The sequence below is a fragment of the Granulicatella sp. genome (genome assembly GCF_057274575.1).
The window spans coordinates 153,600-166,743 of the sequence record NZ_DBHISP010000002.1 but is presented as its reverse complement, the minus strand read 5'-3'; the positions used below and the strand labels follow the sequence as shown (position 1 = coordinate 166,743).

The following is a 13,144-nucleotide window of genomic DNA, read 5'->3' as shown; positions in this document are numbered from 1 at the left end:
GAAATATTTAAAATATAGCAGATTCTTATATGAACATGGTATAATAACTGAGAAGATTTAGTGAAAGGAATTTTAGTATGAGAAAATTAGTCATTAACGGTGGTAAACCGCTAAAAGGTGAAGTAACCATTAGTGGAGCAAAAAATAGTACAGTAGCTTTAATTCCGGCTGCTATTATCGCCGAAGAACCAGTAGTATTAGAAGGGGTACCTGATATCCAAGATGTTGCTGCATTAATTGAAATTTTAAACGATTTTAACGTGAAAACAGAATATGTAGATGGCACATTAACCATTGATCCAACGGAAATGAAATCCATCCCAATGCCAAAAGGAAAAATCCAAAGTATGAGAGCTTCTTATTATTTTATGGGAGCAACTCTTGCGAAGTTTGGAGAAGGTGTGGTAGGACTTCCTGGCGGGTGTTTCTTAGGACCACGACCAATCGATCAACATTTAAAAGGATTCAACGCTTTAGGTGCAAAAGTAGAAGATCATGATGGGGCAATCTATTTATCAACTGATGAAGAAGGTCTAGTAGGTACTAAAATTTATATGGATGTCGTTTCTGTGGGGGCGACCATTAACGTTTTATTAGCCGCTGTTCGTGCTAAAGGAAAAACGATTATTGAGAACGCTGCTCGTGAGCCAGAAATTATCGATGTGGTCACATTGTTAAATAAAATGGGTGCTAATATTAAAGGGGCAGGAACAAGTATGATTCGTGTGGAAGGGGTAGAAAGACTCCACGGATGTAGTCATACAATTATCCCTGACCGCATTGAAGCAGGAACTTATTTATCAGTTGCCGCAGCAGTTGGAGAAGGGGTTCGCGTTAAAAACGTAATTTTTGAACACTTAGAAAGTCTCATTGCAAAGATGGATGAGATGGGCGTCAAGATGGAAGTTGGAGAGGATGATATCTATGTTTATCCTTCTACAAATCTTAAGGCAGTGAATATTAAAACCATGCCGTATCCAGGATTTGCTACAGACCTGCAACAAACGATTACGCCATTATTTATGAAAGCAAATGGGACTGCAATGATTGTAGATACCATTTATCCAAAACGTGTTGGGCATGTTCCAGAATTAAATCGTATGGGAGCCCATGGAAAAGTGATTGAAGATATTATTACATTTGAAGGACCAACGCCTCTAGTAGGTGCAGAAGTTGCTGCAAGTGATCTTCGTGCTGGAGCTGGACTTGTAGTCGCGGGATTAATGGCTGAAGGAACGACTAAGATTTCTAATATTGAACATATTCTTAGAGGTTATTCAAATATTGTTGAGAAACTTCAAGCTCTAGGTGCTGATATTACGATGATTGAAGAATAAGAAGGGACAATATGCCAGAACAAGTAGAAACTGTAACCTTGCAAAGTTTGCAAGAAAAGACTTTAAAAGAGATGTACGGCTTTGCTAAACATTATAAAATTCCTTATTACGGTCAGATGAATAAAAAGGAATTGGCACTTGCGATTATTCGCGCCCAAGAAGAAGCTACAGGATTTTTTCAAGTAGAAGGGGTCTTGGATATTAATCGTGCAGAGGGTTTTGGATTTCTTAGACCCATCAACTACTCAAGTAGCCAAGAAGATATTTACATTTCTTCTTCTCAAATCAGACGCTTTGATCTTCGAAATGGAGATTTAGTGAGTGGAACTGCACGTCCTCCTCGCCAAGGAGAGAAGTTCAATGGGTTGATGCAAGTGGGATTTGTAAATGGAAAAGATCCCGAAGAGGCAAAAGAAAGAGATCATTTCCCAGGACTTACACCACTTTATCCAGAAAAGCAAATGATTTTGGAAACAACAAGAGGACGAATCGCCTCTAGAATGCTTGATTTAATTTGTCCGATTGGCTTTGGACAAAGGGGCTTGATTGTTGCTCCACCAAAAGCAGGGAAGACCAGTCTATTAAAGGAAATTGCTAATGGAATTACGACAAATCATCCAGATGCTGAGTTGATTATTTTATTAATTGATGAACGACCAGAAGAAGTAACGGATATTGAACGCACAGTAAACGCTGAGGTGGTTTATTCAACGTTTGATCAGCTGCCGGAAAATCATATTAAGATTAGTGAATTAGTATTAGAACGTGCTTTGCGACTAGTGGAGGACGGGAGAGATGTCATTATTTTAATGGATAGCTTGACGCGATTAGCTAGAGCATATAATTTAACGATTCCCCCTTCAGGAAGAACTTTAAGCGGTGGGATTGATCCTGCTGCATTCTATCGCCCTAAAAAATTTTTTGGTTCTGCTAGAAATATTGAAGAAGGCGGAAGTTTGACGATTTTAGCGACTGCTTTAGTTGAAACGGGAAGTCGAATGGATGATGTCATTTATGAAGAGTTTAAAGGAACTGGAAATTCAGAAATCCATCTTTCAAGAGAACTTGCAGAAAGAAGAGTGTTTCCTGCGATTGACGTTAAGCGCTCAGGAACGCGTAAAGAAGAAACGTTACTTTCAAAAGAAATCATTGATGTAATATGGAAAGTGCGTCATTCGATTAAAGGTGATGGGCTTGAGACGAGTGAGCAACTAGTGAAACAGTTGAAAGAAACAAAGTCCAATGACGATTTTATTCGTCGATTAAACTTACTAGGTTAATCTAACATCCTCTAAGTTTTTTCTTAGGGGATGTTGTTTTTTATGTCAAACGGAATTTTATTTAGAAAGCTCCTTATGGTAGAATAAAAGAAGGAGTGATATCACGTGAAAAAGAAAAAAGTAATCAAAACAAATGCTGTAAGAATGGTAGAACAAGCCAAGATCCCCTATGTTATTCATGAGTATGATGTAGACACAGCTCATTTAGATGCGCTTCATGCTGCAGACGGAATGGGGATTCCTGTTGAAGAAGTGTATAAAACGATTGTGTTAACAGGAGATAGAACAGGGCATCTAGTTGCTTGTATTGCAGCTCAAAAGGAATTAGATTTAAAACAGGTGGCAAAAATTTCAGGGAATAAGAGAGTTGAATTACTATCTCTTGATCAGCTCGAACCTCTTACTGGGTATGTTCGCGGAGGCTGCTCTCCAATCGGAATGAAAAAGAAATTTCCAACTTTCATAGAGGAAAGCGCGATGCAACATAAGACCATTCGCATCTCTGCAGGAAAGCTTGGTTTGCAAATGGAGTTGGCACCGAAAGACTTACAAAAAATGACCGAAGCAACCTTATTTAATAATGTTGTTAATGAGGAAATAGATGAGTGATGTAACGATTCTTCACGTGAATGATATGCACTCGAATTTTCATTTGTTAAAAACGCAAACGAGTTTTATGAAGGCTAGAAGAAAAGAACTTGAAGAATTAGGACACATTGTTTGGGCAGTTGATTTAGGCGACTTAATTGATCGAGTTCATCCTTTAGTGGAAGCGAAAAATGGGCAAATTGCGTCAACCCTTTTAAATCAACAGAAAATAGATTTTATAACACTAGGAAATAATGAGGGGACTGCTTATACTCCAAAAGAATTAGAGGGAGCTTATAAGGAAAGGGATTTTAAAGTCATTATCTCTAATGTGAAGTGGCAATCTACAGGGGAAACACCGCCTTATGCAACTGAAATCCAATTCGAAATAATTGAACAATGTAGCATTGCGATACTAGGGTTGACAGCCTCCTATCCAGAAAGTTACGAACCAAATGGATATTGGATTGAAGAACCTTTAAAAACGCTTGATAGATTAGTTCCTAGACTCGCTAGTGAGGGACATCAAATTGTCCTTTTATCCCATTTGGGCATTGAGTTGGATACCTTGATAGCCGAATCGTATCCAGAAATTCAAGTGATTTTTGGAGCACACACACATCATTTGTTTAAAGAAGGAAAAAGGGTGAACCAAACACTCTTAACAGGCGGGTTTAAATATGGTGCTTACATTGGAGAGCTCCATTTAAAAACCGAGAAAGAAAAGCTCATTCCCTTAGAAGAAAGAATGATTGAAGTTGAAACGCTAAAAGAGGATTCTGCCACTGATGAAGGAAAAATCTACCTAGAAGAAGGAATCAAATTACTCAAAGAAAATATTGTTCTTCCACAGATTCCAAATTATTCAGTAAGAGACTTGGCACAACTTTCCCTTGAAGCCATGATTAGGCAAACAGGAATTCCGATTGCATTTACATATACTGGACTATTTGTACATGAGTTTATGAAGGGGGCATTAACGAAGTTTGATTTACATAACTGTATGCCTCATCCGATTCACTTAAATAAAAGTCAATTTTCTTTAAAAAATTTTAAACGATTACTCCGAGTTTTTGAAGAGCAACAACCAGAATTACTAGAAAAAGCTATTCGCGGATATGGTTTTCGTGGTAAACTATTTGGAGAGATCTTATATACTGGTTTTTCTAAAAAGGGTGAAGAAATTATCGTCGATGGAAGAATTTTAGGAGATGATGAAATCATTACATTTGTGTGCCCAGACCATATGCGTTTTGTCCCTTTTTTTCCGATGATTGAAGAAAAAGGGGTTAACCAAATTTTATATCCAGATTTATTAAGAACAATTATTGAAAAAGAATTAATTTTTAAAGAAAGGAACTATCATGACTGAGAAAACCATAGAGACGCTTTCAGATGAATTGAGTCAAGTTTTGCAAGAAATTGTGACGAGTCCTGATGAGGAACCAAAAAGAGCGGTGGTAGTGGACGAAAAAACGATTTTGGTCGATGAGGTACATTACCAAATCATTGAAGATTATAGAAACGGATTTAATATTGAAGCCTTCAATGAACGCTATAACGATATTTTTGAGCGTTATGACTATATTGTAGGGGATTGGGGCCATGAAAAATTACGCTTAAAGGGCTTCTTTAAACATTCTCATAAATTAGCAACTCCAGATAGAAATATTGATTATTTACAAGAATATATTTTGGAATATTGCAATTTTGGCTGTCAGTATTTTGTATTAGAAAGAGATCCAGGTGCAAAACACAAACCTGTTCTTGAGGAAGAAAATCCACAACGGCCAAGACGAGAAGGAAATTCTCAAAGAAAACGCCAGAATAATCCAAGACGAAAGCATGTATTTAGTCCAGTAGATTTAGATTCCCTTGCGAGAAATCAACAAAATCGTAAGTTCAAAGAGAAATCTCAAAATCGTCAAAAGCGTCACAATAATGAAACAAATCCACGCAATAAAAAAGAACAAGATTTTAATTTGAAAGAATTTATTCCAAAAGAGACAATGAAGGAATATGGAGAAAAAACTTTTAAACCTAAAACGAAGAAATCAAATTCGCAACATTTCTCAATGAAAGAAGTTGAAAAATCTTCAAGTAGCAAGGTGAAGAAAAGTGTCGTTAAAAATCCTCAGAAAAAAGGATTCCATATTAGAGAAAACCAACAAAGAGGGAAATAAATGTATAAAGCATATTTTATTGATTTAGACGGAACCATGTATAAGGGAAAGGAACGTATTCCTACAGCTGAAGCTTTTATTAAAAGACTACAGGAAGCCAATATCCCGTTTTTAATTGTAACAAATAATGCGACGAAAACTCCTGAACAAGTGGCTCAAAACTTGCGTGAAAATTATGGGACAAATATTGAAGCCTCAGAAGTCTATACAAGTGGTGTTGCTGCAGTAGATTATATAAAAGCACACTATCCTGTAGAACGCATGATGGTGATTGGAGAAGATGCGATTAAGAATCAAGTCAAATCAGCTGGCTTTACACTGGATTCTGAAAATCCTGAATTAGTCCTACAATCCCTAGATCGCAGTGTTACCTATAAAGATTTAGAACAAGCGACTGTAGCCATTAGAGGTGGAGCCACTTATATTGTTACAAATATCGATTCCAATTTACCAAGTGAAAAAGGCCCTGTTCCTGGTTCAGGAGCAATAACAGGATTCTTAAAAGTGGCGACTCAAGCGGAACCGATTGTTATTGGTAAACCTAGTAGTGTCATTATGGAATCTGCATTAGAGTATCTCAATGCGAAGTTCCCCAACTCACATTTCACCAAAGAAGATATTGCCATGGTCGGAGATAATTACCAAACAGATATTCAAGCAGGCATTCAATATGGAATGGATACAATTATGGTATTAACAGGATTTTCTACAAGAGAAACGTTGTTGAACGTAGAGGAACAACCAACCCATTTAGTAGAGGATTTGAGTAAATGGAACATTTAATGAGACCTTATCGAGTTCAAAAATGGGGGATAGCTACTGCTCTATTTTTATTTTGCTTAAGTTTAGGAATTACCTTTGTGATCTTTTTCGAACCACTATACCATTGGTCCATTCAGTGGTTTGGAGTAGAAAAAATGACTGGATACAGTGCGGATGTTCTTAAAACAAATTATCATGAACTGATAGGATATTTGACGAATCCGTTGAATGATTCACTGGTGATGAGTAATTTTACGAGTTCTCAGCAAGGAGTATTTCATTTTTTTGAAGTAAAAAGGCTATTCTTTATTAATTTTGCGATATTCCTTTCTTCAGGTTTAGTCAGCTTTTTTGGAATTCGGTTCTTAAAACAAAGGCGTCTAACTTGGCTTTTGAGAAGGCCAATTCGATGGCTAGTTCTTGTTCCGATTTTCGTTTGTGTTGGTATTGCAAGTTTTTTTAATACATTGTTTATTAAATTTCATGAGCTCTTTTTTAACAATGATGCTTGGATTTTTGATCCCAAGAAAGATCCTATTATTTTAGCTTTGCCAGAAGAATTTTTTATGGTTTGCTTTATTGTGGTCTTTAGCATATTACTACTCGGGTTATTGGGAACCAATTTATTGATTAAAAATTTAAAAGAAATCTAGTCTTTTTATACGAGAAGTGACCTTTTATTGAAGGTCGCTTCTCTTTTTTTATAAAAATATTCATTTTTGGAAGCACTAAACATGAAAAAATGATATGATAAACATAGCGAATTTTTTAAGGATTGGTGAATGAATCAATGAAATTATCGATTGTAATTCCATTTTATAACGAAGAGAATATGATTCAAAAAATGTATAATGCTTTAGTAAAAGAAATTAATCAAATCACACAAGCTGAATTTGAGTTAATTTTTATTAACGATGGGAGTAAAGATCGTACCTTTGAAAAGATGCTTGCTATTGCAGATGCAGATTCTCGCGTAAAGTATATTAGTTTTAGTAGAAATTTTGGTAAAGAAGCTGGGACAATAGCGGGTCTTGAATATGCAACCGGAGAAGCCGTGATTTTAATGGATGGAGACTTACAACATCCACCTGCATTATTACCTAAGATGATTATGGCTTATCAAGAAGGATATGATGTTGTTAGCGCGAGACGTACGCGTACAGGAGAGAAACCGCATCGTACGTTTTTAGCAAAACATTTTTACAAATTAGCAAATAAAATGATGGACATTGAATTAATGGATGGAGTATCAGAATTCCGTTTATTCAGTCGTAAAGCCGTTCGTGCCATTTTATCTTTACAAGAATATAATCGTTTTTCTAAAGGGATTTTTTCTTGGATTGGTTTCAAAGAAAAAGTAATTGAATATGAAAATCAAGTTCGTACGGTTGGAGAAACGAAGTACTCATTGAGGTTTTCGTTAAATTATGCCATTCAAGGGATTTTATCTTTTAATGATAAACCATTGCGAATGTGTATTAACTTAGGGCTTTTCTGTTTAATGATTTCAGTCGCTTATGTATTATGGTCATTTGTACAGTATTTTGTGGCCCCTGACACAATGGTTAGTGGATATTTCACAACTATTTTTTCAGTAGTTCTTTTTGGAGGGATTCAACTGATCTCTATTGGAGTGTTAGGCGAATACATTGGAAAAATTTATTATGAAGTAAAAAAACGCCCTCATTATCTTGTCGATCAAACCAACATGACACAGAAAGGAGAGCAAAATGACAACTAAGAAAAAAGTCTATTTAGCTAGTTTCCTAGCTCCGATGCTGATTATGCTCGTAGCTTGGATCATAGATGGATTTTTCCCTTTTGGTGCTAAATCATTAATGGCGGTTGATTTTAATGCACAATACATTGGTCTTTATGCCTATTTCAAACATTTATTTTTAAATGGAGATTGGAGCAGTTTTTTCTATTCGTTCTCTAAGTCGATTGGTGGAGGAATGCTTGGAATTTGGGGATTTAATTTATTGAGTCCTTTTAATTTTCTGTTTTTATTGTTTTCTGAAGAGAATTTTCAATGGGTTGTTCCTGTGACCATTGCTTTACGTTATGGAACGATGGGTCTAACAATGACGCACTTTTTAGTAAAGAGATATGATGGCTTAAAGAAAAAAGCCTATTTATTACCAATTGTAGCGACAATCTATGCATTAAATGGGTTTAATGTTAGTTATCAAATGAACCCTATTTTTTACGATGGCATGATTCTCTTGCCACTTGTATTAATCGGAGTTGAACAAGTTTTAGATAATGAATCTCCTAAGGGCTATATTGGAATGCTTGCTCTTGCATTGTTTGTTCATTTCTATATGGGATATATGACCTGCATTTTTGTGGTGATTTATGCATTCTTTTATATTATCCGTTCTAAAGAGTTTACGAACTTTAAAATTACGTTTGAACGTTTGTTGAAATTAGCGAGTGCTTCCATTATTGCAGTAGGGATGGTTGCAGTCATTCTATTACCGATTATTATTAGTTTAGTTTCTACAAAAGGTGGATTACAAAGCTCTTTGAAATTTGAATGGACTTTGCAAATCAATCCTTTAGAAATTTTGGCTAAATTATTTTTAGGCGCTTTCGACAATGAATCTTGGCCAGCAGGACCAAACTTACCAAATATTTATGTTGCAAGTTTAGGAATTCTGGGAACTCTTTACTATTTTATTTCTAATAAAATTACAAAATGGGGCAAGATTGCAGCAGGATTTGTATTAACTATTTTCCTCATTTCATGTGCTCATGAGTTTACAAGTAAATTATGGCATATGGGTCAAAACCCTGCCGGATTCTTTTATCGTTTTTCATGGATTATTGCTTTCTTCTTGATCTATCTTTCTTATTTAAGTTTAAGAGAAATGGAACGCTTTACTCCAAAAGAAGCGAGTATTTTATTTGTCGGTATAGCCATTATTTTTGTGATTGTCCAGTATCAAACTCATTCATTCTTGACGGTTTGGCAACGCATAGCCACAATCGGAATTTATATGTTTATCCTTCTGGCTTTGTTCTGGACAAAGGTAAAGAAACCATGGGTCGTTATTGCAGCTCTCACGGTAGTTGAACTGACGGCAAATGCTGCTATCGTCCAGTCTAGAGTCGGGTATACAGATGCCTATAAGTATCATGATGCTGTACTTCAATTAAAAGAAGCGATTAATCCGATTAGGCCGGATCATTCTGATTTTTATCGTATTAATAAATCATTTAACTTAAGTAAAAATGATCCATTTATGGTGGACTATCCAGGTTTATCTGTGTTTAGTTCTAACTTAGAAAATAGTACAAGAGATTTATTTGATCGATTAGGAAATAACGGAATTAACGCGACCACTTATTATCAAGGAACGCCTTTCCAAGATGCTTTGTTCTCTGTGAAATATTTAGTGGCTCCAAAACCTGTATATACGAAAGAATATCCGGATACCTCTAAAATGTATGTTTTTGGAAATATGGTGACCAGAAAAGATATTACGACTAAAGAACCTGTGTTTGAAGCAACTAGAACGATCACTTATCAAGGAGGTCCAATCTTACCGATTGCTTTTGGGGTGAATGATGAAACGACGAAGGTTAAACTTCAAAATCATCAACCTATTCAAAATCATAATAAAATTGTTCAAGCAATGGGACAAACTAGTGAGTCTTATTTAACTATTCTAGCAGCTAATGATGTGAAATTGGAAAACATGGAAGTGTTTGATTCTTCAAAACCTGAAACGTATCGACGAATTGATTCCTCAAAACCAGGAAAAATTACGTATCATTTAATTCCACAGTCTTCTGAAGATTATTGGGTATCGATTCCTCAGATTCTTTCTCATTCGAATAAAAATAATGTTAGAATTTTGCTGAATGGAAATAGTTATGATTTCCAAAATAAATTCCAGCAAGCACAATTAATTCAAATTGCTCACAACTCACTTGGAAAAGCAGTAGATTTAACGATTGAAATTGATTCGAATGAAGAGTTTAATCTTTCAGGTTTACGTCTAGCAAGAACGAATGGCGCTTTAGCCAATCGCGTTATTGAAGAACGACAACGCCAAGGCATACAAGTAGAACACTGGAATCAAAGTAGTTTTAAAGGAACTGTAAGGATTACGGATGATAGTACTTGGATGATGACAAGTATTCCATATGATAGAGGATGGACAGTGAAGGTAGATGGAAAAGTAGTTGGAACTAAGAAAATTTGGGATAGTTTATTAGCCTTCCCAATTATTTCTGGGGAACATACTATTGAGATGACCTATTTACCAGATGGCTTAATGGCAGGCTTAATTATTTCTGTTTTTTCTATCGTAATTTACGGAGTTGCAATTTATAAAAAGTGGATTTAATCCAGTAGGAGTAGACTGTAATGACAATTTCAAAATTGAAATTAAAGTATAGTTCGTTATTTTTTATTCCATTTATATTGATGTTTGGGGTCTTCCTATGTTTAGGTTTGACCCCTTTTTCAAAAAATTCTATTCATAGTGGAGATTTTCTTTCGCAATACTTTCCATTATACATAGGATTACATAAAATGTTTTGGAATGGCGATTTTAGCGGATTATTTTGGTCATTTGAAAAATCATTAGGAGGGGCAATGCCGAGTGTGTGGGGATTTAATAGTTTAAGTCCGTTCACTTTATTATATGTCCTTTTTCCTATCTCGAGTTTTCATGTCATCAGTTATATCATTCCTTTAATTCGTTTTGGAGTTATGGGAGTGGTATTTGGTTATTTTATAGAGAAAAAATATCAAGCTGTATCGAAACGATATTGGCTCGCTGTTGGATTATGTACATCTTATGCTTTAAGTGGTTTTATCATTTCTCAGCATTATAATCCTAATTTTTTAGATAATTTGGTGTACGTACCTTTTATCTTTTTGGGGATTGAGGATGTTGTTTATGGAAAGAAATCCATTAAACTTCCGGTATTTTTAGCATTGATTTTGATTACCAATTTCTATACAGGATATATGATGTGTCTTTTGATTATTCTATACACAATGTATATCGCTTTTTCTGAAGAAAAATCATGGAAAGAAATTTTTGCAAAAATCATGCGAGTAGCTCTTTTTTCTCTCATTGGTGTAGGGATCGCTTCTTTTTGGTTGTTGCCTGTTTTTAGTGCATTATTAGAAAGTAAAGCCAGCGCTAGTAATACATTTGAATGGTCCTTTAAAGCGGTTAATGACTTAGTTTCAATGAGTCAAAAATTTATCGTAGGATCTTTCGGGGAAAAAGAATGGGGAGATCCACAAGCACTTCCTCAGCTATTTGTAGGGAGTCTAGGATTATTTGGGCTGTTCTCTTTTTATGCCTGCAGGGAAATTACCCTAAGGGAAAAAATCATAGCGTCCATTGTGCTAGTTACTATGATATTGTCTTTTCATATTCAAGGATTAGATCAACTTTGGCATATGGGCCAAAGACCAGTAGGATTTTATTTTAGAAATTCTTGGATTGCTAATTCGTTTCTATTTGTACTTGCTTCAGAGAGCTTAATAAAATGGAAAGCCGAATTTAATTGGACTCATGTAATAGTGACATCTGTCGGATTTGGGAGTATCCTAGTCGCTTCTGTGATGACTTCTCTAAAAATTGTGGATGCCTCACAAAAAATACTCGCTTTCGTCATCTGGACAGTCATTTTAATGATTGTTTTTATTCCAAAAATTAATATTCAAAGAAGATATCAGTTATTGAGTGGAATTGTGTTGCTTGAACTCGCATTAAACGCCTTTATTGGCTTAAGAAGAGTTCCTTATTTTGTCAATCGCGATAGTATACAAGAGCAAATGACACTAGCCTCCAAGTTTGACGAAAAATATGGACAATCTCGCTATGATTTTCAGCGAATGGAAATTCATAAAGGTCTGTCCTATGCCAATTTTCCAATTGCGTTTGGTTACAATGGAGGCTCTCACTTTACTTCTAGCTTAGAGTATTCGTTGATTCAAAAGTTGGGACAATTAGGCTTGGCTACTTCTCAATCAGTCGCTAATTATAGCAATCGAAATGTCATTCTCGATTCAATGCTCGGTGTTTCTAGAGTAATGATGACAGGAGATGAGAAAACGGCTTTCCCTGATATGAGAGGCCTGTATTTAAAAGAAGATACATTTGAAAAATATACAGTCTATCATAATCCTTATGTTTTCTCCTTAGGCTTTTTGACCAATGAATCGAAGGCAAGAAATGTTCACTTCAATCAAAATGCTCCAGTTTCGAATCTCAATCAATTATTGGAAGTCATTGAATTAAACTCCACTTCAGCTCTCAAGGAAATCACGACCCCTAAACCAATTGTTAAAAATCTAGAACAGTCTGGAGAAAAGTTTACTGCGATTAATGAAGGACAAGAGACACAAATACAGTGGACGATACCGATGAATCCAAATAAACTTTATTTTGTTCAAATCCCTGTATCGCAATCAGGAAATATTAATAAATCTAAAGTGATGCTTGAAGGGACGAATTATTCTTATGAAGTTCGCTTCCATTCGAATCAGCTTTGGCCAATTGGAAATGGAAATCTTGCTTCATCCTTAAATTTCTCTTTTCAAAAAGGAAAGGTCAAAGAATGGAATGTTCAAGACATTAAATTTTATGAACTGGATATTCCAACACTCGCAAATGCTTTAGAACAAACCAAAAAAGAAAATTCTATTACGATTGATTCTTACTCTAATTCGACTGTTAAAGCACATGTAACAGTTACAGATTCGAATCAAGGATTTGCGACCTTTACGATTCCTCATCATTCTGGATGGAGTGTATTGGTTGATGGAAAAAAACAAGAGGTGAAAAAATCACTAGATTTGTTTATGGGCGTTACACTGACGAGAGGTGAACATGAAATTGTTTGGGCGTATAATCCGCCAGGGCTGAAAGTCGGAAGTCTCATTTCCGTATTATCAGTCTGCGTACTAATTTTTCTTTTAAAATATAGTAAAATGGATACTTTGAAAGTTGAATAATTT

General features: G+C 35.4%; 10 protein-coding genes. All 10 read left to right on the top strand.

The window, feature by feature from the left end; genetic code table 11:
* Positions 1 to 77: 77 nt before the first annotated feature.
* The 10 genes from ACO5V7_RS02130 to ACO5V7_RS02085 all read left to right on the top strand — a co-directional run bounded on the left by ACO5V7_RS02130 (position 78) and on the right by ACO5V7_RS02085 (position 13,141).
* Complete coding sequence (locus tag ACO5V7_RS02130) at positions 78 to 1,337, top strand: UDP-N-acetylglucosamine 1-carboxyvinyltransferase (protein ID WP_070437982.1); 1,260 nt, start codon at positions 78 to 80, stop codon at positions 1,335 to 1,337.
* Between the two features lie 11 nt (positions 1,338 to 1,348).
* Positions 1,349 to 2,617: a transcription termination factor Rho gene (gene rho / locus ACO5V7_RS02125; RefSeq protein WP_070437985.1), complete on the top strand. Its 1,269-nt coding sequence runs from the start codon at positions 1,349 to 1,351 to the stop codon at positions 2,615 to 2,617.
* A gap of 105 nt (positions 2,618 to 2,722) precedes the next feature.
* Complete coding sequence (gene ybaK / locus ACO5V7_RS02120; protein ID WP_485484869.1) at positions 2,723 to 3,226, top strand: Cys-tRNA(Pro) deacylase; 504 nt, start codon at positions 2,723 to 2,725, stop codon at positions 3,224 to 3,226.
* The gene (locus ACO5V7_RS02115) at positions 3,219 to 4,577 is read left to right on the top strand and encodes a metallophosphoesterase (protein WP_485484868.1); all 1,359 of its coding nucleotides are present in this window, start codon (positions 3,219 to 3,221) and stop codon (positions 4,575 to 4,577) included. The genes ybaK and ACO5V7_RS02115 overlap by 8 nt, the downstream gene beginning before the upstream one ends.
* Positions 4,570 to 5,388: a YutD family protein gene (locus ACO5V7_RS02110; protein ID WP_485484867.1), complete on the top strand. Its 819-nt coding sequence runs from the start codon at positions 4,570 to 4,572 to the stop codon at positions 5,386 to 5,388. The genes ACO5V7_RS02115 and ACO5V7_RS02110 overlap by 8 nt, the downstream gene beginning before the upstream one ends.
* Positions 5,389 to 6,171 carry a TIGR01457 family HAD-type hydrolase gene (locus ACO5V7_RS02105; RefSeq protein WP_485484866.1) on the top strand — a complete coding sequence of 261 codons (783 nt, stop codon included), beginning with the start codon at positions 5,389 to 5,391 and terminating at the stop codon, positions 6,169 to 6,171.
* Positions 6,159 to 6,803 carry a TIGR01906 family membrane protein gene (locus ACO5V7_RS02100; RefSeq protein ID WP_485484865.1) on the top strand — a complete coding sequence of 215 codons (645 nt, stop codon included), beginning with the start codon at positions 6,159 to 6,161 and terminating at the stop codon, positions 6,801 to 6,803. The genes ACO5V7_RS02105 and ACO5V7_RS02100 overlap by 13 nt, the downstream gene beginning before the upstream one ends.
* A gap of 137 nt (positions 6,804 to 6,940) precedes the next feature.
* On the top strand, positions 6,941 to 7,891 hold the full coding sequence (gene pgfS / locus ACO5V7_RS02095) for a glycosyltransferase PgfS (RefSeq protein WP_485484864.1): 951 nt from the start codon (positions 6,941 to 6,943) through the stop codon (positions 7,889 to 7,891).
* Positions 7,881 to 10,508: a YfhO family protein gene (locus tag ACO5V7_RS02090; protein WP_485484863.1), complete on the top strand. Its 2,628-nt coding sequence runs from the start codon at positions 7,881 to 7,883 to the stop codon at positions 10,506 to 10,508. Before pgfS ends, ACO5V7_RS02090 begins: the two co-directional genes overlap by 11 nt.
* A 20-nt stretch (positions 10,509 to 10,528) precedes the next feature.
* The gene (locus ACO5V7_RS02085; protein WP_485484862.1) at positions 10,529 to 13,141 is read left to right on the top strand and encodes a YfhO family protein; all 2,613 of its coding nucleotides are present in this window, start codon (positions 10,529 to 10,531) and stop codon (positions 13,139 to 13,141) included.
* Positions 13,142 to 13,144 lie beyond the last annotated feature (3 nt).

Bases quoted from the DNA above. Each gene is read 5' to 3' on its own strand.
- ACO5V7_RS02130 (WP_070437982.1), top strand. From the start codon at position 78: ATGAGAAAATTAGTCATTAACGGTGGTAAACCGCTAAAAGGTGAAGTA.
- rho (WP_070437985.1), top strand. From the start codon at position 1,349: ATGCCAGAACAAGTAGAAACTGTAACCTTGCAAAGTTTGCAAGAAAAG.
- ACO5V7_RS02115 (WP_485484868.1), top strand. From the start codon at position 3,219: ATGAGTGATGTAACGATTCTTCACGTGAATGATATGCACTCGAATTTT.
- ACO5V7_RS02110 (WP_485484867.1), top strand. From the start codon at position 4,570: ATGACTGAGAAAACCATAGAGACGCTTTCAGATGAATTGAGTCAAGTT.
- ACO5V7_RS02105 (WP_485484866.1), top strand. From the start codon at position 5,389: ATGTATAAAGCATATTTTATTGATTTAGACGGAACCATGTATAAGGGA.
- ACO5V7_RS02100 (WP_485484865.1), top strand. From the start codon at position 6,159: ATGGAACATTTAATGAGACCTTATCGAGTTCAAAAATGGGGGATAGCT.
- pgfS (WP_485484864.1), top strand. From the start codon at position 6,941: ATGAAATTATCGATTGTAATTCCATTTTATAACGAAGAGAATATGATT.
- ACO5V7_RS02090 (WP_485484863.1), top strand. From the start codon at position 7,881: ATGACAACTAAGAAAAAAGTCTATTTAGCTAGTTTCCTAGCTCCGATG.
- ACO5V7_RS02085 (WP_485484862.1), top strand. From the start codon at position 10,529: ATGACAATTTCAAAATTGAAATTAAAGTATAGTTCGTTATTTTTTATT.